This is a genomic window from Streptomyces diastatochromogenes (assembly GCF_002242805.1).
Taxonomy (GTDB): Bacteria; Actinomycetota; Actinomycetes; order Streptomycetales; family Streptomycetaceae; genus Streptomyces; species Streptomyces diastatochromogenes.
The window spans coordinates 162,473-185,928 of the sequence record NZ_MCGQ01000014.1 but is presented as its reverse complement, the minus strand read 5'-3'; the positions used below and the strand labels follow the sequence as shown (position 1 = coordinate 185,928).

Here is a 23,456-nt window from a genome sequence, read left to right as displayed (position 1 = left end):
CCCGGGGGAGGGCACCCTTGCAGTCCGAGCCACCGTCCGGCACCGGGGGAAGCGGTCCGGCGGACGTAGCCTTCGGGGGAGGGATACGTCCGCCGGGCACGCCGATACGCCGTTCACCTGCGGCGCCACTCCTCGGCGAGGAGTTCGTAGGAGCGGACCCGGTCCGCGTGGTCATGGGTGATGGTCGTGATGAGCAGTTCGTCGGCGCCCGTGGCTTCCCGGAGTTGCTCCAGCTGGTCGGCGACGCGGCCCGGCGAGCCGACGAACTGGGTGTCGACCCGGTCCTGGACCAGGGCCCGGTCCTCGTCGGACCAGGGGTGCGCGCGGGCCTCGTCGGGGGTCGGGAACGCGATGGCGCCCTCCGCGGTGCGGATGCTGCGCACCCAGGGGCCGTAGCCGGTGGCGAGTTCCCGGGCCGTCGTGTCGTCCTCGGCGACCACGACGTCCGCGGAGACGCTGACGTAGGGCTTGTCGAGGACGTCGGACGGCTGGAAGAAGGACCGGTAGCCGTCCACCGCCTCCAGGACCGTGCCCGGACTGACGTGGTAGTTCGCCGCGAACCGCAGGCCACGCGCGCCCGCGACCTCGGCGCTCTGCCCGCCGCTGCTGCCGAGGACCCACACCTCGACGTCGGCCCCCTCACCCGGCACGACATGTGCCTCGACGCCCTCCGGGGAGCGGTAGGTGCCGGCCAGCAGGGCGAGGATGTCGTCCGTCTGCTCGGCGTAGTCCTGGGACTCGGCGCCCGGCAGCAGGAGCAGTCTGCGCTGCAGGGCGATGCGGGCGAGCCGAGGAGCTGCTCGAAGGAGAAGCGGGGCGGGATGAGCAGGCCGTTCGGGGCGCGGCCGTCGACCACCGGGGTGAGCGTCGGCGGCGCGGCCGCCTTCCCGGCCGGCGGGCGGCCGCCGGAGCGGCCGAGGCCGAGGTCGAAGCGGCCGGGGTGCAGCGCGTCGAGCAGGCCGAACTCCTCGACCGTGCTGAGCGCGGTGCGGTGCCCGAGCTGGACGGCGCCCGAGCCGAGCCGGATGGTGGAGGTGGCCTCGGCCGTCAGCGCGAGCAGCACCGCGGGGGACGTACCCGCGACGCCGGGGTTGAGGTGGTGCTCGGCGAACCAGTAGCGGGCGTAGCCGAGGCGCTCGGCCTGCCGGGCCAGGTCGACGGAGTTGCGCAGGGCCTGGCCGGCGGTGGACCCGGACGGGATCGGGACCAGGTCGAGGACACCGAGGGGGATGTCGGCGGACACGGGCGGCTCCTCAGAGGTGGGCGGGTACGGGCGCGGGCAGCACCGGGGCCCAGGCGAACGGCGGGTCCGGGATGTCCTTGCGCAGCACCGGCGCGACCTCGCCCTGGAAACGTTCGAGGGAGTCCCGGTGCCGGGTGTCCGTCAGTCCGCCGGCGTCCGCGTGCAGGTGCAGCACCGTGTGCCCGAACTGCTCGTGGTAGCGGTGGACCTTCTCGATGACCTGCTGGGGGCTGCCGATCAGCGCCGAGCTGCGCTCCACGAAGTCCTCCAGCGTCTCGAAGACCACGGGCAGGCCGGCCTTCCTCTGGAACGCCAGGTTGCTCTCGAAGACCGGGCGGTAGACGTCCAGCGCCTCCTGCGAGGTGCGGGCCACGTACAGGCCCGCCGACCCCGCGCCGACCGCGATGTCCGCGGGGTCGTGGCCGTAGTGCTCCCAGCGCTCCCGGTAGTAGCGGATCAGCTCGGCGTACGGCTCGATCGGGTTGGTCACGTTGGCCGAGAACAGCGGGTCGCCGTAGCGGGCGGCGAGGTCCACGCTCTCCTTGCTGGTCGCGCTGCCGTGCCAGACCCGGACGGGCTGCTGGTACGGCCGCGGCCAGACCTCGGCGTCCGTCAGCGGCGGACGGAAGCGGGTGTCGGCGGTGACCCTGTCCTGCCGCCAGATCCGCCGGAACACCTCGTAGCTCTCGGCGTTGCGGTCCCACTGGTCCTCGGGGGTGACCTGGAACAGTTCGCGCTGGGCGGCGCCGTTGCCCTTGCCGATGATCAGGTCGAGGCGGCCGCCCGAGAGATGGTCCAGCGTCGCGTAGTCCTCGTAGGCGCGGACCGGGTCGAGCAGGCTCAGCGTGGTGACGGTGGTGAAGAGCCGGATGCGCCGGGTGAGCGCGGCGATGTGGCTGAGCACCACCGTCGGCGAGGACGAGATGAACGGCCGCTCGTGCCGCTCCCCCACGCCGAATCCGTCGAAGCCCAGTTCCTCGGCGAGCACCGCGTTGTCGAGGACCTCGCGGAAACGGTCGTGCGTCGGCTTCTGTCTGCCGGTGACCGGGTCCGGGCGGTGCACGATCAGGGTGATGGCGAGGAACTTCATGACGCGGCCCGCTCGGCCGCGGAGTCGGCGTCCGGGTGGGCGAGGCCGAGGTGGTCGCGCAGGGTGGTGCCCTCGTACTCGGTGCGGAAGACGCCCTGTTCCTGGAGGAGCGGTACGACCTTGTCGGCGAAGGGGTCGAGGCCGCCGGGGGTGATGTGCGGGACGAGGATGAAGCCGTCGGAGGCGTCGGCCTGCACGAACTCGTTGATGGTCCGGGCGACGGTGGCCGGGGAACCGACGAAGGTCTGCCGGTTGCCGGTGTTGATGACCAGGTCGCGGATGGACCAGCCGTTGGCGGCGGCCAGCTCCCGCCACTCGCGGGCGATGGCGATCGGGTCGCGGTACATCCGCACCTGGGCGCGCCCCCGGGAGATGTGGTCCTCGCCGACCAGAGGGTCGACGTCGGGCAGCGGGCCCTCCGGGTCGTAGCCGGAGAGGTCCCGGTTCCAGACGAACTCCAGGTGCTTGAGCGCGGTGGCGCCGCTGACCTGCTGCCGGCGCACCTCGCGGGCGAGTTCGGCGGCCTCCTCGTCGGTGTCGCCGAGGACGAAGGTCGCGGCGGGCAGGATGAGCAGCTGGTCGGGCCGGCGGCCGTACTTGGCGAGGCGTCCCTTGACGTCCGTGTAGAAGGCCTGGCCCTCCTTGAGGGTGGAGTACCGGCTGAAGATCGCGTCCGCGCTCGATGCGGCGAACTCGCGGCCCTCGTCGGAGTCGCCGGCCTGGAAGATCACCGGGCGGCCCTGCGGGGAGCGCGGGACGTTGAAGCGGCCGTGGATGTCGAAGTGCTGCCCCTGGTGCACGAAGGCGCCGGCCTTGGCGTCGCCCAGGAAGGTGCCGGTGGCCTGGTCGGCGAGGATCTCGTCGCCCCGCCAGGAGTCGAACAGTTCGTTCGCGGTGGCCAGGAACTCCTTGGCGCGGGAGTAGCGCTCCTCCTGCGGCAGGAAGCCGCCGCGGCGGAAGTTCTCCCCGGTGAAGGCGTCCCAGGAGGTGACCACGTTCCAGGCGGAGCGGCCGCCGGAGAGGTGGTCGAGGCTGGCGAACTGGCGGGCCACCTCGTAGGGCTCGTTGAAGGTGGAGTTGATGGTGCCGGTCAGGCCGAGCCGGTCGGTGACGGCGGCCAGCGCGGCCAGCACGGTGAAGGTGTCGGGGCGGCCGACGACGTCCAGGTCGTATATCTGCCCGCCCTGTTCGCGCAGCCTGAGTCCCTCGGCGAGGAACAGGAAGTCGAACTTGGCGCGTTCGGCGGTGCGGGCGAAGTGCGCGAAGGAGCTGAACTCAATGTGGCTGCCGGCGGCCGGGTCGCTCCACACGGTGGTGTTGTTGACGCCGGGGAAGTGGGCGGCCAGGTGGATCTGCTTCAGCGGCTTGCTCATGGTCGTGCGTTCCTCCGGCTCAGGCGATGGCTGCGGCGTAGCGGTGGGCGGGGCGGGCGAGCCCGAGCAGGCCGCGCAGGGTGTCGGCCTCGTAGGCCTGCCGGAACAGGCCACGGCGCCGCAGTTCGGGCACGAGCCCCTGGGTGATCCGGGGCAGGTCGTGGCCGAGTACGGCGGGCCGCAGCCGGAACCCGGTCAGCCCGCCCGCCCCCAACTCCTCCAGCAGATCGGCGAGTTGGGCGGGCGTACCGGCGAAGATCCGGGCGTCGCTGGTGTACGGATCCCCCGCGAGGGCGTCGAGGCGCTCACGGCGGGCCGTGGCCGCGGCCGGGTCGTCGTCGAGGAAGACGACGAGGTCACCGAAGACGTGCAGGGTCTGGTCGGCGCGGCCCGCCACGGCCTGCTCGGCGCGTATCTCGGCGACGATCGCACGCGCCTGGTCGGTGTCGTGCGGGGTGACATAGCCGACGTCGGCCTGGCGGGCGACGAGCCGGTAGGGCACGGTGTCGTGGGCGAGGGCGGTGACGACCGGCTGTCCCTGGGGCGGGCGGGGCGTGATGGAGGGGCCCTTGACGCTGAAGTGGCGTCCCTCGAAGTCGATGTAGTGCAGCTTGTTCCGGTCGACGAAGCGGCCCGTGGCCGCGTCCCGGATCTCCGCGTCGTCCTCCCAGCTGTCCCAGAGCCGGCGCACCACCTCCACATGGTCGGCGGCCTCGTCGAACAGCTCCGTGACCAGCTCCTGGGCGGACGGGCTGTCGTAGGCGTCGATCAGGGGGATCGTGCGGCGGCCGAAGTGGGCGGCCTCGTTCGGCCGGGCGGTGATCTGCACGCGCAGTCCGGCACGGCCGGTGCTCACGTAGTCGAGGGTGGCGATCGCCTTGGAGATGTGGAACGGCTCCGTGTGGGTGGCCACCACCGTCGGAACCACGCCTATGTGCCGGGTCAGCGGGGCGATGCGGGAGGCGATCAGCACGGCGTCCAGACGGCCGCGGACCTGGTCGGTGCGGTCGTCCGGTTCGAGGAAACCGGAGGACTGCGGGCCGAGGCCGTCCTCGATGGTCACGAAGTCGAGCAGCCCGCGCTCGGCCTCGGCGACCAGGTCGGCCCAGTAACCGGCGGTGAACAGGTCCCGGGGCCGGGCCACCGGCTCGCGCCAGGAGGCCGGGTGCCAGCCGGTGCCGTCCAGGGCGACGGCAAGATGCAGGGAAGGGGAGGGAGTTGACGACACGTGGGTGCCTTCCTGGATGTCCGTACGAGAACACCGGCTCGCGACAGCGGGGCGTCGGCGGCGGGCGAGCGCGGCAGGGGGAAGCCCGGGACTGGCTACGACAGGAAGCCTTGAGTCCGGGGAGAAGTCAGCGGCGACAGAGTGCGCCGGCCACGCGCTGGAGGTCGATGTGCGGCCGGGAGTGCAGGCGGACGGAGCGGTACGACTGCGGGACGCGCAGCGGGAGTACACGGGTCACGGCCCACACCTCCGTCCGTCGGGCGCGGCGGGCCGGGTCGGCGTCCGCCTGGCGGATCTCGTCATGAGTCAGAACGCCCGGGTGGCGCCGGATGTTCCCGGGCCGCGGAACTGTGTTCCCGGGCTGCCGAGCTGTGTTCCCGGGCTGCGGAGCTGCAGAATGCGTGAGCGCCGGCGCAGGGTGAACCCGATCGACTCGTACAGCCGGATCGCCGGTGTGTTGTCCGCCGCGGCGTGCAGGAACGGGGTGTCCCCGCGCTCCCTGATGCCCGCGGCGACCGCGCGGACCAGCCGGGTGGCGAGCCCCCTGCCGCGGTGTTCCGGGTCGGTGCACACGGCGCTGATCTCCGTCCAGCCGGGCAGCCGCAGCCGCTCCCCGGCCAGGGCGATCAGCCGGCCCTCGTGCCGGATGCCGAGGTAGGCGCCCATCTCTACGGTCCGCTTCAGGAACGGGCCGGGCCTGGTACGGGCGACCAGGTCGAGGATCTCGGGCACGTCGACGGGTCCGAGCCGTACCGCCTCCGGGGCGGGCTCGGCCCGCAGCGCCGTGTCGACGAGCTGGACGCCTTCTCCGCCGCCGATGACCTCCCATCCGTCGGGAACCTGGTCAACGGACTTGATCCGTACGGTCGTTCCCGGTCCGACCAGCGTGTGCAGGTCGGCCCAGGCGGCCGGGTCTGCCGGGTCGGCGAGGGCTGCGTACGCGTAGATGTCGGGCTGGTAGCGGGCGGCGCGGCCGACCCTCCCCCAGCCTTCGGCCGGGGGGGACCCCCATCTCGCTTCGCTCGGCGAGATGGGCGTGGGGACCGTCAAGGGCGGCCCAGACCGCGTTGTCGAGGACGGGGGCGGCGGGCAGGGACAGGGCTCCGCCTCCGCGGAGATCGGTCTGGTGGGTCACGGAGGCGGAGTCCTCTCTCAACTCAACTTGCGTATTTCTGCCGGTGTGACGACTGGTCAGGAGTTGGTCAGCGGCAGTCCGGCCGGGTTGACCTCGGACTTGGCGACGGCCTCGTTGGAGAGGTTCCAGGCGGCCAGCCACTTCGCGTACTGACCGTTCTTGATCAGGTAGTTGACGGCGTCGGCGAGCGGCTTGGCGAGGCCGCTGTCCTTCTTAGCGGTGGCGGCGATCAGGCCCTGGAGGCTGGAGCCGGCGCCGGAGTACGTTCCGGCGTTGCGGGTGGCGTTGGGCGTCTTCGCCGTCTGGGTGATGTGGTAGGCGATGGTCGGGTTGGGGCCGAAGTGGGCGTCGATCTTGCCGCTGTTGAGCGCCAGGTAGGTGCCGTTGCTGTCCGGGAAGTGCTTGATGGTGAGCTTCTTGCCCTCGCTCTGCAGCTTCTTCTGCCACTCCAGGAGGATGCGCTCCTGGTTGGTGCCCGAACCGACCTCGACGGTCTTGCCGGCGAGGTTCTCGTAGTTGCCGTCGAAGTTCCATTTGCTGGACTTCGCCACCTCGAAGGCGAGGTTGTCCTGCCGGTAGGAGGCGAACTCGTACTTCTTCTTCCGCTCCTCGGTGTCGGTGACGTTCGAGAAGGCCACGTTCACCTTGCCGCTGTCGAGCCCGACGAAGAGGTTCTCCCAGGTGAAGTTCTTGATCTCCGGCTTCAGGCCGAGGACGGCGGCGACGAGGCGGCCGAAGTCGGGCTCGGAGCCGGTGATGGTCTTCTGGTCGCTGCCCACGTAGGCCAGGGGCGCGGAGCCGGACGGCAGGGCGCCGATGCCGATGACCAGGTTGCCGCTCTTCTTGACGGAGTCGGGCAGTTCGGCGCTGATCGACTTCACCTCGGACACCTTGAGGGCGGTCTCCTTGGCCGCGCCGTTGGACAGCTGCCCGACGGTCACGCTCCCGGAGGCGGCATCGTCGGTCTTGGTGGCGGCGTCGCTGTCACCACCGCAGGCGGCGAGCCCGGTGGCGAGGGTGGCGACGGCGGTCGCCGCGGTGATGCCGCGTATCAGGCTGCGTCGGGTGAAGTGGGTAGACATGGCCGTTCCTTGTCGCTGGGAGGGTGAGGAGAGCGGTGGCGTGGGGGGAGGTCGTGGGGAGCGGTGGGTCACAGGACCTTGCTGAGGAAGTCCCTGGTCCGCTCGTGCCGAGGCTTGTCGAGGACCTCGGAGGGCGGGCCCTGTTCGACGATCCTTCCGCCGTCGATGAAGACGACCCGGTCGGCGATCTCGCGGGCGAAGCCGATCTCGTGGGTGACGATGACGAGGGTGGTGCCGGTGGACGCCAGGTCCTTGATGACCGCGAGGACTTCGCCGACGAGTTCGGGGTCGAGGGCGGAGGTGGGTTCGTCGAAGAGGATGACGCCGGGGCGCAGGGCGAGGGCGCGGGCGATGGCGACGCGCTGCTGCTGGCCGCCGGACAGCTGGCGCGGGTAGGCGTCCGTCTTGTCGGCGAGGCCGACCCGGTCGAGGAGTTCGCGGGCGAGTTCCCGCGCCTCGGGCTTGCCGAGCCTGCCGGTGGCGACCGGGGCGGCGGCCACGTTGTCCAGGACCGTCAGGTGCGGAAACAGGTTGAAGTTCTGGAAGACGAACCCGATCCGGCCGCGCTGGGCCAGGATGGCGCGCTCGCTCAGCTCCTTGAGCCGGTCGCCCTGCCGCTTCACGCCGATCAGTTCGTCGTTGACGCTGACGTGGCCGATCTCCGGCTTCTCCAGGTGGTTGATGACCCGCAGCAGCGTGGACTTCCCGGAGCCGGACGGGCCCAGGATGACGGTCACCTCGCCCGGACGCACGGTCAGGTCGATGCCGTTCAGCACCCGGTGGGTGCCGTACCACTTGTGCACGTCGTGCACCTCGACGGTGGCGGCCTCGACGTCCGCCGGCGGCTCGAGTGTCTTCGCGGTCATACGGCGGCCTCCCTGCGGATGCGGGCTCGCAGGTCGGTCAGACCCGTACGGAGCTGCTGCAACGGCGTCGGCGGCAGGTTGCGGCTGGCGCCCCGGGCGTAGTACCGCTCGACGTAGAACTGGATGACGGAGACGACGCTCGTCAGGATCAGGTACCAGACGGTGACGACCAGCAGCAGCGGCACGATGTCGCCGGGGTAGGTGGCGCCCATGGTCTGCGCGGTGCCGAACAGGTCGAGGAGCGAGACGTAGAAGACCAGCGACGTGCTCTTGACCAGGCCGATGAGCTGGTTGACGTAGTTCGGGGTGATCGAGCGCAGCGCCTGCGGGAAGACGATCTTCGTGAACTGGTAGCTCTTGGGCAGGCCGAGGGCGGCCGCCGCCTCGTGCTGGCCCTGGTCGACGGAGAGGATGCCGCCCCGGACGACCTCGGCCGCGTAGGCCGCCTCGTTGAGGCTGAGGCCGATGACGGCGATGACCATGTCGGTGGCGAGCTTCGACTCGTCGAAGGAGAAGAAGGCCGGCCCGAAGGGGACGCCGACGCTCAACGTCTTGTACAGGGCACTGAAGTTGTAGAGGAAGAGCAGCACCACGATCAGTGGGATGGAGCGCAGCGCCCACACGTAGGTCCAGCTGACCGCGCGCAGGACCGGGGACTTCGAGAGCCGGGCCAGCGCGAGGAGGACGCCGCCGAGCAGGCCCAACACGGCGCTGTACGCCGTTACTTCGAGGGTGATGAGCAGGCCGTCGAGGATCGTCGGCCGCAGGAACCAGTACCCGAAGCGGTCCCACTGGTAGAAGGGGTTGGTCGTCAGGCCGTGGACGAACTGGGCCACGAGGACCAGGACGACGGCGGTGGCGATCCAGCGTCCGGGTCGCCTGAGCGGAAGAACTCGCTGTGCAGCGAGGGGTTTTGACGGGGCGTCGGCGGACGGTGCCTCGGCGAGGGACACTGCGGCGCCTGGGGGTTCACTCATGGTGGGCTCCGGCGGAGTCGGACACCCCCGGGGGCCACGGCAGCCGTGCGCTACGGCGGCATGCTCAGCGCACGGGTGTGCGGGGGCACCGGGGGCGGGGAGGGCAACGGCACACCGCACGGGCGGTGTTCGTCGGGGAGTGCGGGGCTGCGGGGAGGTGTCAGCCCCGACAGCGGGCGCGGCCCGGTGCGGTACACAGTGCGCTGTTCACGCGGAGCAGATCGACGGCGCGGTCGGCGACCAGCAGGTTCGCGGACGACCGTACGCAGCCCTGAGGGCGGCGGGTGGCCGTCCTGGGAGCTGCGTACATGGCGTCACCTGTCACTGTTCCGGCCCTGCGGGGCCCTCGCGCTTACCGAATTCGTCGTCCGGTCCGGTCGTCACCTGGGGCACCCCACCGCGATGCGAGGGTTGCCGGTCAGCGAGCCAGGGCTTGGCGCTGACGCTCATGACCGTTCTGTGCAGTAAGTAAAGGCAGTTGGCCGTTCACATGTCAACGACTGTCCGAGGGATGGACCTGCCCGGTCGGCTCTCACCTGCTGGAAGTGCCCGGGTCGTCCGCCGCGTGGCCCGTCCAGTCCAGGATCTGGACGGCGGCTCCGGCGGCCTCCAGCCCTTGGCAGCGCTCGTGGTGGCGGCGGGCGATGCCGTCGAGGTCGAGGTGGGTGCCGAAGGCGGGGTGGGCGGCCAGCCGGCGGGCGTGGCCCCACAGCGCCGGGTGGCCGGCGATGCGGTGCACGGCGGAGGCGTCGAGGTGGCAGCGGTGCACGGTGTCCAGTTGCACCAGCGTCACCCACAACTCGACGTCGGCGGCGGTGAGCCGGCCGTCGACGAGGTACTCCTCACCTTCCAGGTACCGCTCGATCCTGCCCAGCGTGTCCAGCAGCTGTTCGAGCGCGGCGGCCCGCTCGACGGGGTCGGCGTCGGCCCGTCCGGCGCGCTGCGCGGCCTCCTCGATGCCCTCGGCACAGAGCCGTTCGACGGCTTCGATCTGGCTCTCCGCGCCGCACGGGTACAGGGAGGGGCGCCCGTCCCCGGGGAAGCGGTCCAGGTCGCGCAGGATGTCCGGGGCGTGGGTGCTGACGATGCGTCCGGACCAGTCGTCGCTGAGCACCGGCGCGAGGGCCGGTCCGGTGTAGTGGTGGGCGCTCGCCTCGTACAGCGGTCGCAGGGCGGCGTGGCCGCCGCCGGGACGGTCCGGGACGGCGGGCAGGAAGGTGACCGGACAGCTGTCGTCGAGGCCGAGGAGGCTGTGGCCGATGGCGAGGCGCAGTCCGTCGGGACAGGCGGTGGACAGATGGAGCCGGTAGCGGTGCGGGACGGCGTAGTGGCCGCTGCGCGCGTCCCGGCCGATCCGGCCCCGGAAGGCGGGGGCCGTGCGGTGGGCGGTCGGGACGGCGGCGAGCGGAGTGATGGACATGCGTCTCCCCTGTGGCGGGCGCGCGGACGTACGCGCGGCGGAAGCGTCGTCGGTCGGTGGGTGCGGAGGGCGTCCTGCCGGCTCCGGAAGCCCGGGACAGCAGGCCCGGCTCGGCTCAGGGGCGGACCGGCCGAGCCCCTGAAGGCCCGCCTCAGCCCCGGAGGCTCAGCCCCGAGGGCTGATCGCGCTGCAGACGCGCAGCAGGTCGATGTGCAGGCGGGAGGTGAGAAGGGGTGCGTACAACGGCGTACGGCTCGCTCGGCCGACGACCGTCTGGAGGCGCACCATGTTTCCCTACCTGTTCACTAGGATTCCCTCCCCTGGAGTGTCGATCCGCCGTCGTACGACGTCAAGGGGGCGTCCACGCCTGGGACGCCGGACGGGTGACGAGGCCGGCGCGGGGGTCTCCTCAGAATGTGCGACATGTGACATAGTACTGCCGTGGCGAAGCGACTGACCTGCGATGTCGTGGTCGTCGGAGCCGGGATGGTGGGCGCGGCCTGTGCGCTGTACGCCGCGCGGACCGGCCTCGACGTGAGGGTGGTGGACCGGGGCCCGGTGGCCGGCGGCACCACCGGAGCCGGCGAGGGCAACCTGCTGGTCTCCGACAAGGAGCCGGGCCCCGAACTGGAACTCGCCCTGCTGTCCGCCCGCTTGTGGGCGGAGCTGGCCGGGGAACTGGGGGCGTCGGTCGAGTACGAACCCAAGGGCGGTGTGGTGGTCGCCTCGACGTCCGGCACGCTCGACGCGCTGACGGACTTCGCCGCGGGCCAGCGCGCCGCCGGTGTGACGGCCGAGCCCGTCGACGCGGCCGGACTCCGCGAGCTGGAACCGCACTTGGCCCCCGGTATGGCGGGCGGTGTCCGCTATCCGCAGGACGCGCAGGTGATGCCCGCGCTGGCCGCCGCCCACCTGATCCGCGCCTCCGGTGCCCGCCTGCACACCGGCCGGACCGTGACCGGAGTGCTGCGGGCGGCGGACGGGGCGGTGCTCGGCGTCCGTACCGACCAGGGGGACATCCACGCGCCGGCGGTGGTGAACGCGGCCGGCACCTGGGGCGGCGACCTCGCCGCACTGGCGGGCGCACACCTCCCGGTCCTCCCCCGGCGCGGCTTCGTCCTGGTCACCGAGCCGCTGCCGCGCATGGTCCGGCACAAGGTGTACGCCGCGGACTACGTGGCGGACGTGGCGAGCGACTCGGCCGGGCTCAGGACCTCGCCGGTCGTCGAGGGCACGGCCGCCGGGCCGGTCCTGATCGGCGCGACCCGTGAACGGGTCGGATTCGACCGCTCGTTGTCCCTGCGGGCGGTACGGGCGCTGGCGGCCGGCGCGATCGGGCTGTTCCCCTTCCTGGAGCGGGTGAGCGCGCTGCGGACGTACGCGGGGTTCCGGCCCTACCTGCCCGACCACCTCCCGGCGATCGGCCCCGACCCCCGGGTGCCCGGGCTGTACCACGCCTGCGGGCACGAGGGCGCGGGCATCGGACTGGCCACCGGCACCGGGCGGTTGGTCGCCCAGGCGCTGACCGGGAAGACCCCGGACCTGGACCTCGGACCCTTCCGTCCGGAGCGGTTCGAGGCGACCGCACCCCCTGGGACGAACGGAGACAACAACCGGTGAATCCATGGGAGTTGGCCCAGGCACGGCCGGGTGCCGCGTTCACCGTCACCTTCGACGGCCGGCCCGTCGAGGCACTGCCCGGCCAGACGGTCGCGGCCGCGCTGTGGGCGGCCGGCGTGACCTCCTGGCGCAGCACGCGCGGGGCGGGCCGGCCGCGCGGGGTGTTCTGCGGGATCGGGGTGTGCTTCGACTGCCTGGTGACCGTCAACGACCGTGCGAACCAACGGGCTTGTCTGGTCCCGGTACGGCCGGGTGATGTGATCCGCACACAGGAGGGGACGGGCCGGGACGATGACTGAGCGACCGCATCTCGCCGTCGTCGGGGCGGGTCCGGCGGGACTGGCCGGGGCCCTGGCGGCGGCCGCGCGCGGCGTGCGTGTGACCCTGGTCGACGCGGCCGAGCAGGCGGGCGGGCAGTTCTACCGGCAGCCCGCCGCCGCGCTCGGCGCTCGCCGCCCCCAGGCCCTGCACCACCAGTGGCGCACCTGGGAACGGCTGCGGGACGGACTCGAACGGCACGTCGACGCCGGGCGGGTCACCCACCTGACGGATCACCATGTCTGGTGCGTGGAAGGGGAATCGGGTGCCTTCGCGGTGCACGCGCTGCGCGGTCCCGCGCAGGAGGAGGGTGTCACCGTCCGCGCCGACGCCGTACTGCTCGCCACCGGCGGCTACGAGCGGGTGCTGCCCTTCCCGGGCTGGACGCTCCCCGGTGTCGTCACCGCGGGCGGCGCGCAGGCCATGCTCAAGGGCGGCCTCGTGCTGCCGGGCCGTACGGCCGTGGTCGCGGGCACCGGGCCGCTGCTGCTGCCCGTGGCCACGGGACTCGCGGCGGCGGGCGCCCGGGTGGCCGCGCTGGTCGAGTCCGCCGACCCGAAGGCCCTGGTGCGGCGTGCGCCGGTCCTCGCCGCGCAGCCCGGCAAGCTCGCCGAAGGCGCTTGGTACAGCGGCCAGTTGGTACGGCACGGTGTCCGCGTCCTGCCCCGGCACACCGTCGTGGAGGCGCACGGCGCGGACCGGCTGGAGGCGGTCACCGTCGCCGGGCTCGACCGGGACGGACGGCTCAGGCCCGGCACCGCCCGCCGCATCCCCTGCGACACCCTCGCGGTGGGGCACGGCATGCTGCCGCACACCGACCTCGCCGAGACCCTCGGCTGCACCCTGTCCGGGACGGACGTCCGGGTCGACGGCGAGCAGCGCACCGATGTGCCGGGCGTCTGGGCGGCCGGGGAGACCACCGGCATCGGCGGTGCGGCCCTCGCCCTCGCCGAGGGACACATCGCCGGCCGCTCCGTCGCCGCCCGGCTGCACGGCACCACGCCCGACCCGCGCCGGTGGGCCACGGCCTCGCGGTCCCGTACCCGGCTGCGGGAGTTCTTCGCGGCACTCGACGCGGTGTACACCCCGCCCGCCGACTGGGCCGACCGGATCACCGACGACACGGTGGTGTGCCGCTGCGAGGAGGTCACCGCTGAACAGGTCCGTACGGCGGTCGACACGCTCGGGGCCGGCGACGTGCGCACCGTGAAGCTGCTCACCCGGGCCGGGATGGGCTGGTGCCAGGGCCGGATCTGCGGGCCCGCGGTGGCCGGGCTGACCGGCTGCCCGTTCACACCCGGGCGCCGGCCGTTCGCCCGGCCGGTGCCCCTCGGGGTGCTGGCGGCACTGCCCGAGCAGGAGACCGACTGACCGGCGCCGGAGGCGTGCACACGCTTCTCCCCCTCAGTAATATGTCACACCCTATTGGATTGGGGACCGCTCATGACCCTCCCGGAGAACCGCCCCTGGCGCGGTGTCCTCGTCGCCACCGCGCTCCCGCTGCGCGCCGACCTCTCCGTCGACTACGACCGGTACGCCGAGCACTGCGCCTGGCTGGTCGACAACTGCTGCGACGGCGTCGTACCGAACGGCTCCCTCGGCGAGTACCAGGTGCTCACGCCCGAGGAGCGGGCCAAGGTGGTGGAGACGGCCGTGGCCGCGATCGGCGGTGCGCGGGTGATGCCGGGCGTCGCCGCGTACGGCTCCGCCGAGGCGCGGCGCTGGGCCGAGCAGGCGGCCGAGGCCGGCTGCGCGTCCGTGATGCTGCTGCCGCCCAACGCCTACCGCGCCGACGAACGGTCCGTGCTCGCCCACTACGCGGAGGTCGCCAAGGCGGGCGTCCCTCTGGTGGCGTACAACAACCCGATCGACACCAAGGTCGACCTCGTGCCCGAACTCCTCGCCCGGCTGCACGGCGAGGGCCACATCCACGGCGTCAAGGAGTTCTCCGGCGACGTCCGCCGGGCCTACCGGATCGCCGAACTCGCCCCGGAACTCGACCTGTTGATCGGCGCCGACGACGTCCTGCTGGAGCTGGCCGTGGCCGGCGCCAAGGGCTGGGTGGCCGGCTACCCCAACGCACTCCCCCGGGCCTCGGCCGAGCTGTACCGTGCCGCCGTGGCCGGGGACCTGGCCACCGCGCTCCCCCTGTACCGGCAGCTGCACCCGCTGCTGCGCTGGGACTCGCGGGTGGAGTTCGTCCAGGCCATCAAGCTGTCCATGGACGTGGTCGGCCGCTACGGCGGCCCGGTGCGCCCCCCGCGTGTCCCGCTGCTGCCCGAGCAGGAGGCAGCGGTGCGTGCGGCCACGGAAAAGGCCGTGGCCTCGGGGCTCGCGTGACGGACGGCGGGACGGAAACGTGACGGACCACGGGAAGGAAACCGGAGATGCGCAGCAAACTCGTCCTGCACGCCGTCGACTCGCACACCGAGGGCATGCCGACCCGGGTGATCACCGGCGGGATCGGCACCGTACCCGGTGCGACGATGAACGAGCGGCGCCTGTACTTCCGTGAACACCGCGACCACATCAAGCAGTTGCTGATGAACGAGCCGCGCGGGCACTCCGCGATGAGCGGCGCGATCCTGCAGCCGCCGAGCCGCCCCGACTGCGACTGGGGTGTGATCTACATCGAGGTCTCGGGCTATCTGCCGATGTGCGGGCACGGCACGATCGGCGTGGCGACCGTGCTGGTCGAGACCGGCATGGTGGAGGTCGTGGAACCGGTGACCACCATCCGTCTGGACACCCCGGCCGGGGTGGTGGTCGCCGAGGTCGCCGTCGAGGACGGTGCCGCCACGAACGTCACGTTGCGCAATGTGCCGTCGTTCAGTGTCGGACTGGACCGCAAGGCGGTGCTCGCCGACGGGCGGACGGTGACGTACGACCTCGCCTACGGCGGCAACTTCTACGCGATCCTGCCGCTGGAGGAGTTCGGCCTGCCCTTCGACCGGGCCCGCAAGGACGACATCCTCGCCGCCGGGCTGGCGCTGATGGAGGCCATCAACTCCGCGGAGGAGCCGGTCCACCCGGAGGACCCGTCCATCCGCGGCTGCCACCACGTCCACCTCTACGCGCCCGGCGCCACCGCCCGCCACTCCCGGCATGCGATGGCCATCCACCCCGGCTGGTTCGACCGCTCGCCCTGCGGCACGGGGACGAGCGCGCGCATGGCGCAACTGCACGCGCGGGGCGAACTGCCGTTGCACACCGAGTTCGTGAACGAGTCGTTCATCGGCACCCGGTTCACCGGCCGGCTGCTGGGCACGACCGAGGTCGCCGGCATCCCCGCCGTCCTGCCGAGCTTCACCGGCCGCGCCTGGATCACCGGCACGGCCCAGTACCTGCTCGACCCGACCGACCCGTTCCCGGAGGGGTTCGTCCTCTAGGCTCCGACAGGCTCCGACTAGACTTCGATGATGCGTGACATGGCACAGACCGGCAGGCACAACCCGCAGGACGCGGACGCACCCGTACTCCCCCGGCTGGGCGGCCGGCGGAGCAGCTTCCGCGAGCGGGTCGCCGACGCGCTGCGGGCCGCGCTGATCGCGGGCGAACTGCGGCCGGGCGAGGTCTACTCGGCGCCGTCGCTCGCGGCCCGCTTCGGCGTCTCGGCGACGCCGGTGCGGGAGGCGATGCTGGACCTGGCCAAGGAGGGCCTGGTCGACACGGTGCCCAACAAGGGCTTCCGGGTCACCGCCGTCTCCGACAAGCAGTTGGACGAGTACACCCAGATCCGCGCACTCATCGAGGTCCCCACGGTGGTGGAGCTGGCCCGCACGGCCGACCGGGTCTCCCTGGAGGCGTTGCGCCCGGCGGCCCGGGAGATCGTCGCCGCCGCGGCCGCGGGCGACCTGATCGCCTACGTCGAGGCCGACACCCGCTTCCACCTCGGCCTGCTCGCCCTGGCCGGCAACGCCCACCTGGTCGAGGTGGTGGCCGACCTGCGGGGGCGCTCCCGCCTCTACGGCCTCACCGCCCTGCTCGAAGCGGGCCGCCTGCTCGCCTCGGCCGAGGAGCACCTGGAACTCCTGGACGCGTTGCTGGAGCGCGACGAGAAGGCCGTACACGAGGTCATGACCCGGCACCTCGGGCATGTGCGCAGCCTGTGGGCGGCCCGGGGCTGACCTTGGTGCAGGTGTGGTGCAGGTGTGTGCCGTTGCGGGAGTCGTGACCGCCGGTACAGGGCACCCTGGACAGGGGGCCTCCCGGTCGGGTGGCCGGGAGGGGGCCGGGCACGTGACGTGTGGGGTGGAACTTCCGCTCGGGGGAGCCTTCGGGCAGGCGAGGGAAACGGTCGGTGTGGCCATCGCGCAGAAGCCCACAGCCGCTATGCCGGAGCAGGCGTGACCGCCGCCGTGCGCCGGCCGGACAGCACGGGACCGGGACCCGCCACGCTGGCGGCGGCCCTGCTGCGGATCAGCGACGCGCAGGGCGGCCCCCGCGGTGTCGGTTTCCTCGTCACCGACGACCTCGCCTTCACCTGCGCGCATGTCGTCTCCGCCGCGCTCGGTCTGCGGGACGGCGCGCGGCCGCCCACCGGCGCGGAGGTCGTCGTCGACCTGCCCTTGGCCGAGGCTCCGCCCGAGCCGGACCCCTCGTCCCCGCCCCGCGCGAGCGCCCGTGTCGAGCGCTGGGTGCCCGCGCAGGACTCCGGGGCGGGGGACATCGCGGTCCTGCGGCTGGTGTCGCCGTTACCGGGGGCGCGGCCGGTGCGCCTGGTCGAGGCGAGCGACACCTGGGGGCATCCCGCGCGCGCCTTCGGGTTTCCCGTGGGGCGGCCGGGCGGGGCCTGGCACTCGGGGGTGCTGCGCGCCCGGCAGGCCGGCGGCTGGGTGCAGGCCGACCTCGCGGCGAGCGGTGGTTACCGGGTCACCGGCGGGTTCAGCGGCAGCCCCGTGTGGGACGACGAACTCGGCGGCGTGGTCGGCATGATCACCGTGGCCGAGGCGGGTGAGCCGCCCGCCGGCTATCTGATCCCGACCGGCACGTTGGTCGCCGCTCAGCCCGGGCTGCGCGCGCTCGCCCTGCCGCCGTCGCCGTTCCGGGGCCTGGCCGCCTTCCGCGAGGCCGACGCGGGCCGCTTCCACGGCCGGGCGGCGGAGAGCGCCGAGCTGGCGGAGCGGGTCACCGGTCAGCGGTGGACCTGTTTGGTCGGCCCGTCCGGCTAAGGGGAACATCAGCTACTTCTTCGAGCGGTCGGGGAGTCTGATCACGGTCTCCGGCACGGTGATCCAGCGCTGGGACACGGCCGGCGGACGGCAGCTGGCGCGGTACGACGCCAAGGCCCCCCACCCGACCTGGGAAAACGGTTCACCGAACCTGATGGTGGCCCGATACCCCGAGCTGGGCCGGGTCGCGGTCACCGTGTGGGGCAAGCGGGACGTACGCGTGGTCGACCTGGCCGACGGCCGCACACAAGCCACGCTGCGCACGGGGACGGACACCAACACCGTGGGGTTCGCCCCGGACGGCCGGTACTTCGCGCTGCTGCGCAGGGGCGGAGCGGTGGAAATGTGGCGCCGGGAACCGCTGGGCAGGGTGATCGGGCCCGTGGGACTGGGAGACGACAGCGGGCAGTTCGCGCTCGGCTTCCCCACCAAGAACACGTTCCTGCTGGCCAGCCATGGCCTGATCCATCTCTACCGGCTCGGGGACCCAACCAGGGAGGAGGACGTCTACGACCTCGGCCCGACGCCCCCGACATACAAGCCGTACATCTTCCGGGCCGTCTCGAACGACGGCCGGACCCTGCTGTACACCGACGGCTACGGCCGCAGCGCCCCGCTCCGCCTGGACCTCGACGTGTGGCGCGACGCCCTCTGCGCCGTCATCGGCTACCGCGAACTGACGGCTGGGCAACGCTCGGGGCTGCCGGTCGAGGTACCGGAAGGGCCGCTCTGCCCGGAGCCGGGGCCGCACTCGACCGAGTCGAATCCCGGCCGGCCGGAACTGATGGGGTGACGGCTCATACGACCTGCACGCCGTTGGCGACGATGGACTGGCCCGTGACCCAGTTGGAGTCGCCGCTGGCCAGGAACGTCACGATGCTCGCGATGTCCTGCGGGGTGCCCGCACGGCCCAGATCGACGTCGGCCGCAAACTCCGATTCGCCACGGGCATCGCCGACGAAGCCCGCCGCGCGGGAGCCCTCGGTCTCGATCAGCCCCGGGTTGATCCCGTTGACACGGATGTCGCGCGGGGCGAGTTCCTTGGCCAGGACGTAGGTGATGCCGTCCACCGCGTGCTTGGCGGCGCTGTACACCAGGCTGCCCGGCAGGTTCAGCGTCGACGCCAGCGAGCTGATGTTGATGACGCAGCCACCGTCGTTCATCCGGGCCACGGCCTCCTTCGTCACCAGGATCAGCCCCAGCACGTCGATGTCGAACACGCGGCGGAAACTCGCCTCGGTGACGCCGGCCAGGTCGGCGAACTCGTAGACACCCGAGTTGTTCACGAGCACGTCGAGCCCGCCGAACTCGCGCACGGCGGCCTCCGCGATCCCCCGGGCCTCGTCGGCCTTGCTGACATCGCCCTGTACGGCGACCGCCTTACCGCCGTCCTCGACGATCCCGGCGACCACCTTCTGCGCCGCGTCCCGCGAGCTGGCGTAGTTCACGACCACGCTCGCCCCCTCCGCGGCCAGGGCCTGCGCGATGCCGGCGCCGATCCCCTTCGAAGCGCCGGTGACGACGGCGACCTTGTGCGAAAGCCTCATGGGATTTCCGTCCTCGCTGTGCCGTGCTGTCTTGCTGTTGGGCTGGCGAGGTCAGAGTGCCACGGAGACGATGTTGAACTGCGTGTTCGCCGGCGGTGTGGTGCGGTAACGCCCGTTCGGCGCAGACGAGAGGTCGGGCACGCCGAGGACCACGTGACGACAGCCCTTGTTCACGGCAGCTGGGTCCTCAGTCGCGGCCGAGGATGAGGCAGGTCGTGGTGGCGTGGGCGATCAGCTTCCCCTGGTCGTCCACGACCTTGCCCTCCGCCGTGGCGGTGCGGCGGCCGACGTGGATGACGTTGCCCTCCGCGACGAGCTTCTGACCGCCGGTGTGCGCGGCCCGGATGTAGTTGACCTTGAGTTCGAGGGTCGTGTAGGCGACACCCGCGGGCAGCGTGGTGTGCACCGCGCATCCCATGACGGAGTCCAGGAGGGTGGCCCCGATGCCGCCGTGGACGGTGCCGAGGGGGTTGGCGAAGTCGGGCCGGGTGTCGAGCGACATGACGATACGGCCGTGCTCCACTTCGTCGAACCGCATGCCCAACAGCCTGCCGATCGAGGGGATGTCGGCTTCGGTCGGCCGCACGGACTGTATCCAGCGCATCAGCTCCAGGCCGGACAAGGCGGTGAGGTCGGTCGTGGACACGGGGTGCTCCTTGCTGTGGTGCTGGTCGAGTTGGTGTGCGGCGTCCCTGGCCATCGCCAGAGCAGAGGGGAGGGGCCGTCAGCCCAGGGGGTTGGCCGTGTCGCGCAGGGCGGCGAGGACCGGTGCGTACATGCGGGCCTTGATGGTGGCGAGGGTGTCGCCCGCCTTGGCGGCCTGGGCCTGCGCGATCCCGACGGCCGTCGTGCGTACGGCGTCCTCGTCGGCGGTGTGGTCGACGATGCCGGCGGCCAGGGCGTCGTGGCCGCCGTAGCGGCGGGCGGTGACCATGGCCTCGTGGGCGGTCCGCGGGGTGAGCCGGGACTGGATGAGGGCGGACATGCCGGGCGTGAAGGGGATGTTGATGTCGGCCTCGGGCAGGCACCAGAAGCCGCGGTCGGCGCGCATCACCCGGAAGTCGTGGGCCAGCGAGAACATCGCGCCGGCGGCGAAGGTGTGCCCCTGCAGTGCCGCCACGGTGACCACCGGCAGGGACAGCAGCCGGGCGAACAGCGCGTGCACGGAGACGACGTAGTCCTGGTGCTGGTCGGCGTGGGCGAACAGCCAGTCCAGGTCGAGGCCGTTGGAGTAGAACTTGCCCGTCGCGGCGGTCACCAGGGCGCGCGGCCCGTCCGCCTTCTCCACCTCGTCGAGCGCGGCGTCGACGGCGGCGAGCCAGTCGGGGTGGAAACGGTTCTCGCCGTCTCCGAGGTCGAGGACGAAGACGTCGCCCTGACGGTCGAGTGCGGGCATGGCGGCTCCCTCGGGTTGGGCGGTCACGAGCGGGTGCCGTGACCGGGATCGGGGTCGGGCCGGTCGGACAGGGCATGAACCAGCAGGTCGTGGATCTCGGCGGCGGCGTCGTCCAGGGGGGCGGTGCCGCGTTCGGCCCGGCACATGATCACGGCGCCCTCGACCGCGGCGATGACGAAGGCGGCCAGCCTCCTGCTCCGTCCCTCGGGCAGGCCGTTGCGGAGGAACACGCCGGCCAGCGCCTCTCGCCAGCGAGCGAAGACCTCGGCGGCGGAGCGGGCCAGTTGCGGAGCCTCGTCGTTGGTCTCCACGGCCACCGCCACGATCGGGCAGCCGGACCGGAAGTCGCTCTGCACGAGCCGTTCCCGCCACAGGGCGAAGAACGCGTCGATCGCTTCCGTCACGTCGTCGGCCCGCGTCGCGGCGTCGATGAGGTCCGCGATGTAGTCGCCGGCCCGCGCCACCGCCTCGTCGATCAACTGGGCGCGACCGCCCGGGAAGTGGTGGTAGACCGACCCGCGCGGAGCACCGGTGTGCGCGAGGACCCGGTCGATGCTGGTCGCACCGACGCCGTACTCGCCCAGCAGGGCGGCGGCACCGAGGACCATCCGCTCCCGGCTGTCACTCTTGCGCGGACTCACACCTTCACCGGCCCTTCTCGGCCACTCACCGACACTACCGATAGGTAACTTATGCTGTATGCCATAGAACATGCAAGAGGCACCGAGACGGCTCCGGGCCACACGCCGCATCGCCCGTTCGGCCGACACCACCCGGCCGCCCTCGGGAGCGGGGATGAAGATGGCGGCATGCCGACGAGGATCCTGCTGGAGGGCCGCCCCGGCGCGGGCAAGACGACCGCCCTCCGCCGGCTGGCCGCGCTGCTGCCCGCCCGTGCGGCCACCGGTTTCACCACGGAGGAGATCCGGCAGTCCGGCAACCGGGTCGGTTTCGCCCTGGAGACCCTGGCAGGCCGGCGGGACGTGCTCGCCCACGTCGACCTCCCCGGTCCGCCGCGGGTGGGGAAATACGGCGTCGACCTGGGCGTCATGGAACGACTGGCACTGCCGTCGCTACGGCCGGCAGCAGCCGAGGAGGCGACCGGGCGACTGGTGCTCATCGACGAGCTGGGGCGGATGGAACTGGCCTGCACGGCGTTCCGGGAAGCGGTCATCACGCTGTTCGCCGCGGACATCGACGTCGTCGCCACGGTCCACGCGCACCGCGATCCGTTCACCGACGCCCTCAAGCGGCGCGCCGACATCGAGGTCGTCCACCTCACCCCGGCCAACCGAGACGGCCTGCCCGGGCAGCTCGCGGCCCGGCTGCGGGGGCCCCGGACGCACGGAAGGCCGCCCTCTCATTCATGAGAGAACGGCCTTCGACCTGCGCAAAGCAGAGTCGGGACGACAGGATTTGAACCTGCGACCCCTTGACCCCCAGTCAAGTGCGCTACCAAGCTGCGCCACGTCCCGTTGCGGGCTCACGCGGGGTGTTCCGCGTGATCACGCAGGTCAACCCTACCGCACGCGCACGGGTTCGCGTTGCGCCCCCGCCGGAACGGGGTCCGTCGTACGGCCGGCGCGGCGGACCGGGACGAGGAGGGCGGCGCCGGTCGCGGCCAGGCAGAGGAGGGCGAGCAGGCCCCAGCCGTGCGTGTAGCCGGAGGCGTAGGGCAGGCCGGAGGGCTGGAGGCGGGCGGTGACCAGGACGCTGGTGAGCGCGGCGCCGATGGAGCCGCCGATGGTGCGGATGTTGGCGTTCATGCCCGTGGCCGCGCCGGTCTGCTCGGGCGGGACACTGCCCACGATCAGGTTGGCCATCGAGGCGAAGGCGAGTCCGATGCCGAGGCCGAAGAGGCCCGCGACGACAGCGATCTGCCACTGCCCCTCATGCCAGAGGGTCAGGAAGCCGCAGGCCAGTGCGCCGAGTGCGGCGCCCGCGGTGAGCAACGCCTTGGCGCCGACGCGGGGTTCGAGCCGCCCGGACAGGACGCCCGACAGGAACATCGCGACGAGCATCGGCAGCATGAGCAGGCCGGACTCGGCGACGCTCGCGCCGAAGCCGTAGCCGGCCGCGGTCGGTGTCTGGACGAAGCCCGGCAGGAAGGACCAGATCGCGTACATGCCCGCGCCGAACAGCAGGGCGGCCGCGTTGGTCGTCCACACCGCGGGCAGGCGCATCACGCGCAGGTCGATGAGGGGGCTGTGGGAGCGGGCCTCGGTGGTCAGCCACAGCGCGAACAACAGGACGGCGGCGGCGAACAGGCCGAGCACCTTCGCCGATCCCCAACCCCACTGCCCGGCCTGGCTCAGCGGCAGCAGGAGGGCCACCAGCCAGGCGGAGAGCAGCATGGCACCCAGCCAACTGACCTTTCCCTGGGCCTTGTTGGGTGACTCGGGGATGTAGCGCAGGGCGATCAGGACGGTCGCGGCGACGATGGCCACCGGGATCCAGAACAGCCAGCGGTAGTCGAGCGCGGAGACGATGGGCCCGGCGGCCACCATGCCGACACCGCCGCCCGCGGCGATCACGGCGGACAGGTTGCTGATGCTTCCGCTCACCTCGGACGCGGCGAACTCGTCGCGGATGATGCCGAAGGAGAGCGGGAAGAGGGCGCCGCCCACGCCCTGGACGACCCGGGCGACGATCAGCACGCCGATGTTGGGGGCGAGCGCGGCGACGAGACAGCCGGCCAGCACGGTCACCAGGACCGCAACGAGAGTGCGCTTCTTGCCGACGAGGTCGCCGGCGCGGCCGAGGATCGGGGTGAAGACCGAGGCGGACAGCAGGTACGCCGTCATCACCCAGGTCGCGGTGGACTGCGAGGTGTGCAGGGCGTGCTGGACGGTCGGCAGGGCGGGCGCGATCAGCGACTGCAGCATGGCGAACACGCCGGCACCGGTCGCGAGGACCGCGAAGGTGAGGCGGGTGGACTTGCGGGGCATGAAGAAGCCTCTCCGGAATCGGAACGCGGAGGGTGGAGGAGG

At 72.2% G+C, this 23,456-nt stretch carries 24 protein-coding genes, 1 tRNA gene, 2 pseudogenes and 1 riboswitch; of the genes and pseudogenes, 9 read left to right on the top strand and 18 right to left on the bottom strand.

From position 1 onward, the window contains the following. Positions 1-113: 113 nt before the first annotated feature. The 12 genes and pseudogenes from BEK98_RS18185 to BEK98_RS50870 all read right to left on the bottom strand — a co-directional run bounded on the left by BEK98_RS18185 (position 114) and on the right by BEK98_RS50870 (position 10,702). Positions 114-1,243 (bottom strand): annotated as a pseudogene (locus BEK98_RS18185) (LLM class flavin-dependent oxidoreductase). Between the two features lie 10 nt (positions 1,244-1,253). Further along, the gene (locus BEK98_RS18180; RefSeq protein WP_094217605.1) at positions 1,254-2,333 is read right to left on the bottom strand and encodes an LLM class flavin-dependent oxidoreductase; all 1,080 of its coding nucleotides are present in this window, start codon (positions 2,331-2,333) and stop codon (positions 1,254-1,256) included. Then, entirely contained in the window at positions 2,330-3,706 is a 1,377-nt protein-coding gene (locus BEK98_RS18175; protein WP_094217604.1) for an NtaA/DmoA family FMN-dependent monooxygenase, read from the bottom strand. Before BEK98_RS18175 ends, BEK98_RS18180 begins: the two co-directional genes overlap by 4 nt. A gap of 19 nt (positions 3,707-3,725) precedes the next feature. Continuing rightward, complete coding sequence (locus BEK98_RS18170; protein WP_094217603.1) at positions 3,726-4,934, bottom strand: LLM class flavin-dependent oxidoreductase; 1,209 nt, start codon at positions 4,932-4,934, stop codon at positions 3,726-3,728. A gap of 127 nt (positions 4,935-5,061) precedes the next feature. Continuing rightward, the gene (locus tag BEK98_RS51110) at positions 5,062-5,172 is read right to left on the bottom strand and encodes a putative leader peptide (RefSeq protein ID WP_341868975.1); all 111 of its coding nucleotides are present in this window, start codon (positions 5,170-5,172) and stop codon (positions 5,062-5,064) included. A 68-nt stretch (positions 5,173-5,240) separates the two neighbouring features. Further along, positions 5,241-6,069 (bottom strand): annotated as a pseudogene (locus tag BEK98_RS18160) (GNAT family N-acetyltransferase). A gap of 56 nt (positions 6,070-6,125) precedes the next feature. Continuing rightward, positions 6,126-7,151 carry a transporter substrate-binding domain-containing protein gene (locus BEK98_RS18155; RefSeq protein WP_094217602.1) on the bottom strand — a complete coding sequence of 342 codons (1,026 nt, stop codon included), beginning with the start codon at positions 7,149-7,151 and terminating at the stop codon, positions 6,126-6,128. A 68-nt stretch (positions 7,152-7,219) separates the two neighbouring features. Continuing rightward, positions 7,220-8,017 (bottom strand): amino acid ABC transporter ATP-binding protein, encoded by a 798-nt coding sequence (locus BEK98_RS18150; RefSeq protein ID WP_094217601.1) that lies wholly within the window; start codon positions 8,015-8,017, stop codon positions 7,220-7,222. Next, positions 8,014-8,994 carry an amino acid ABC transporter permease gene (locus tag BEK98_RS18145; protein WP_094217600.1) on the bottom strand — a complete coding sequence of 327 codons (981 nt, stop codon included), beginning with the start codon at positions 8,992-8,994 and terminating at the stop codon, positions 8,014-8,016. Before BEK98_RS18145 ends, BEK98_RS18150 begins: the two co-directional genes overlap by 4 nt. 160 nt (positions 8,995-9,154) lie before the next feature. Further along, positions 9,155-9,304, bottom strand: coding sequence for a hypothetical protein (locus BEK98_RS49045; RefSeq protein ID WP_167444200.1), 150 nt, complete (start codon positions 9,302-9,304; stop codon positions 9,155-9,157). Between the two features lie 33 nt (positions 9,305-9,337). Then, positions 9,338-9,448: riboswitch (SAM riboswitch) on the bottom strand. Positions 9,449-9,526: 78 nt separating this feature from the next. Further along, positions 9,527-10,414 carry a glutathione S-transferase C-terminal domain-containing protein gene (locus BEK98_RS18140; protein ID WP_094217599.1) on the bottom strand — a complete coding sequence of 296 codons (888 nt, stop codon included), beginning with the start codon at positions 10,412-10,414 and terminating at the stop codon, positions 9,527-9,529. A 165-nt stretch (positions 10,415-10,579) separates the two neighbouring features. Further along, positions 10,580-10,702 carry a putative leader peptide gene (locus BEK98_RS50870; RefSeq protein ID WP_257033825.1) on the bottom strand — a complete coding sequence of 41 codons (123 nt, stop codon included), beginning with the start codon at positions 10,700-10,702 and terminating at the stop codon, positions 10,580-10,582. Positions 10,703-10,855: 153 nt separating this feature from the next. On the opposite strand from BEK98_RS50870, the gene BEK98_RS18135 reads away from it, so the two are divergent. From BEK98_RS18135 to BEK98_RS18100, 8 genes are all read left to right on the top strand, one after another. Then, positions 10,856-12,034, top strand: coding sequence for an NAD(P)/FAD-dependent oxidoreductase (locus BEK98_RS18135; protein ID WP_094217598.1), 1,179 nt, complete (start codon positions 10,856-10,858; stop codon positions 12,032-12,034). Beyond that, on the top strand, positions 12,031-12,333 hold the full coding sequence (locus BEK98_RS18130; RefSeq protein ID WP_094217597.1) for a (2Fe-2S)-binding protein: 303 nt from the start codon (positions 12,031-12,033) through the stop codon (positions 12,331-12,333). The genes BEK98_RS18135 and BEK98_RS18130 overlap by 4 nt, the downstream gene beginning before the upstream one ends. After that, positions 12,326-13,723 carry an FAD/NAD(P)-dependent oxidoreductase gene (locus BEK98_RS18125; RefSeq protein ID WP_094217596.1) on the top strand — a complete coding sequence of 466 codons (1,398 nt, stop codon included), beginning with the start codon at positions 12,326-12,328 and terminating at the stop codon, positions 13,721-13,723. Before BEK98_RS18130 ends, BEK98_RS18125 begins: the two co-directional genes overlap by 8 nt. 72 nt (positions 13,724-13,795) lie before the next feature. Next, entirely contained in the window at positions 13,796-14,692 is an 897-nt protein-coding gene (locus BEK98_RS18120) for a dihydrodipicolinate synthase family protein (RefSeq protein WP_094217595.1), read from the top strand. 47 nt (positions 14,693-14,739) lie between these two features. Beyond that, a complete protein-coding gene (locus tag BEK98_RS18115; RefSeq protein ID WP_094217594.1) occupies positions 14,740-15,741 on the top strand; it encodes a proline racemase family protein in 1,002 nt (333 codons plus the stop codon). A gap of 27 nt (positions 15,742-15,768) precedes the next feature. Then, the gene (locus BEK98_RS18110; RefSeq protein ID WP_094217593.1) at positions 15,769-16,479 is read left to right on the top strand and encodes a GntR family transcriptional regulator; all 711 of its coding nucleotides are present in this window, start codon (positions 15,769-15,771) and stop codon (positions 16,477-16,479) included. A gap of 219 nt (positions 16,480-16,698) precedes the next feature. Beyond that, complete coding sequence (locus BEK98_RS18105) at positions 16,699-17,523, top strand: S1 family peptidase (RefSeq protein ID WP_167444199.1); 825 nt, start codon at positions 16,699-16,701, stop codon at positions 17,521-17,523. Positions 17,524-17,581: 58 nt separating this feature from the next. Then, positions 17,582-18,316 (top strand): WD40 repeat domain-containing protein, encoded by a 735-nt coding sequence (locus BEK98_RS18100; RefSeq protein ID WP_094217591.1) that lies wholly within the window; start codon positions 17,582-17,584, stop codon positions 18,314-18,316. A gap of 4 nt (positions 18,317-18,320) precedes the next feature. Here BEK98_RS18100 and BEK98_RS18095 read toward each other — a convergent pair whose 3' ends face one another. The 4 genes from BEK98_RS18095 to BEK98_RS18080 all read right to left on the bottom strand — a co-directional run bounded on the left by BEK98_RS18095 (position 18,321) and on the right by BEK98_RS18080 (position 21,107). Further along, positions 18,321-19,070 carry an SDR family NAD(P)-dependent oxidoreductase gene (locus BEK98_RS18095; RefSeq protein ID WP_094217590.1) on the bottom strand — a complete coding sequence of 250 codons (750 nt, stop codon included), beginning with the start codon at positions 19,068-19,070 and terminating at the stop codon, positions 18,321-18,323. A 187-nt stretch (positions 19,071-19,257) separates the two neighbouring features. Then, the gene (locus BEK98_RS18090; protein WP_094217696.1) at positions 19,258-19,716 is read right to left on the bottom strand and encodes a PaaI family thioesterase; all 459 of its coding nucleotides are present in this window, start codon (positions 19,714-19,716) and stop codon (positions 19,258-19,260) included. 78 nt (positions 19,717-19,794) lie between these two features. After that, positions 19,795-20,466, bottom strand: a complete 672-nt coding sequence (locus tag BEK98_RS18085; RefSeq protein ID WP_094217589.1) for an enoyl-CoA hydratase-related protein — start codon at positions 20,464-20,466, stop codon at positions 19,795-19,797. 23 nt (positions 20,467-20,489) lie between these two features. Beyond that, positions 20,490-21,107 (bottom strand): TetR/AcrR family transcriptional regulator, encoded by a 618-nt coding sequence (locus BEK98_RS18080; RefSeq protein ID WP_244201887.1) that lies wholly within the window; start codon positions 21,105-21,107, stop codon positions 20,490-20,492. Positions 21,108-21,275: 168 nt separating this feature from the next. Between BEK98_RS18080 and BEK98_RS18075 the strand changes: the two genes are divergently transcribed. Beyond that, on the top strand, positions 21,276-21,836 hold the full coding sequence (locus tag BEK98_RS18075; protein WP_094217587.1) for a nucleoside-triphosphatase: 561 nt from the start codon (positions 21,276-21,278) through the stop codon (positions 21,834-21,836). Between the two features lie 31 nt (positions 21,837-21,867). Here BEK98_RS18075 and BEK98_RS18070 read toward each other — a convergent pair. Both BEK98_RS18070 and BEK98_RS18065 read right to left on the bottom strand, forming a co-directional pair. After that, a tRNA-Pro gene (locus BEK98_RS18070) sits at positions 21,868-21,941 on the bottom strand. 45 nt (positions 21,942-21,986) lie between these two features. Beyond that, positions 21,987-23,414 carry an MFS transporter gene (locus tag BEK98_RS18065; protein WP_094217586.1) on the bottom strand — a complete coding sequence of 476 codons (1,428 nt, stop codon included), beginning with the start codon at positions 23,412-23,414 and terminating at the stop codon, positions 21,987-21,989. Positions 23,415-23,456: the final 42 nt, after the last annotated feature.

Coding starts and splice junctions, on each gene's coding strand:
- BEK98_RS18180 (WP_094217605.1), bottom strand. CDS start 2,333: ATGAAGTTCCTCGCCATCACCCTGATCGTGCACCGCCCGGACCCGGTC.
- BEK98_RS18075 (WP_094217587.1), top strand. CDS start 21,276: ATGCCGACGAGGATCCTGCTGGAGGGCCGCCCCGGCGCGGGCAAGACG.
- BEK98_RS50870 (WP_257033825.1), bottom strand. CDS start 10,702: ATGGTGCGCCTCCAGACGGTCGTCGGCCGAGCGAGCCGTACGCCGTTG.
- BEK98_RS18085 (WP_094217589.1), bottom strand. CDS start 20,466: ATGCCCGCACTCGACCGTCAGGGCGACGTCTTCGTCCTCGACCTCGGA.
- BEK98_RS18065 (WP_094217586.1), bottom strand. CDS start 23,414: ATGCCCCGCAAGTCCACCCGCCTCACCTTCGCGGTCCTCGCGACCGGT.
- BEK98_RS18110 (WP_094217593.1), top strand. CDS start 15,769: ATGATGCGTGACATGGCACAGACCGGCAGGCACAACCCGCAGGACGCG.
- BEK98_RS18155 (WP_094217602.1), bottom strand. CDS start 7,151: ATGTCTACCCACTTCACCCGACGCAGCCTGATACGCGGCATCACCGCG.
- BEK98_RS49045 (WP_167444200.1), bottom strand. CDS start 9,304: ATGTACGCAGCTCCCAGGACGGCCACCCGCCGCCCTCAGGGCTGCGTA.
- BEK98_RS18175 (WP_094217604.1), bottom strand. CDS start 3,706: ATGAGCAAGCCGCTGAAGCAGATCCACCTGGCCGCCCACTTCCCCGGC.
- BEK98_RS18145 (WP_094217600.1), bottom strand. CDS start 8,994: ATGAGTGAACCCCCAGGCGCCGCAGTGTCCCTCGCCGAGGCACCGTCC.
- BEK98_RS18095 (WP_094217590.1), bottom strand. CDS start 19,070: ATGAGGCTTTCGCACAAGGTCGCCGTCGTCACCGGCGCTTCGAAGGGG.
- BEK98_RS18140 (WP_094217599.1), bottom strand. CDS start 10,414: ATGTCCATCACTCCGCTCGCCGCCGTCCCGACCGCCCACCGCACGGCC.
- BEK98_RS18150 (WP_094217601.1), bottom strand. CDS start 8,017: ATGACCGCGAAGACACTCGAGCCGCCGGCGGACGTCGAGGCCGCCACC.
- BEK98_RS18120 (WP_094217595.1), top strand. CDS start 13,796: ATGACCCTCCCGGAGAACCGCCCCTGGCGCGGTGTCCTCGTCGCCACC.
- BEK98_RS18125 (WP_094217596.1), top strand. CDS start 12,326: ATGACTGAGCGACCGCATCTCGCCGTCGTCGGGGCGGGTCCGGCGGGA.
- BEK98_RS18115 (WP_094217594.1), top strand. CDS start 14,740: ATGCGCAGCAAACTCGTCCTGCACGCCGTCGACTCGCACACCGAGGGC.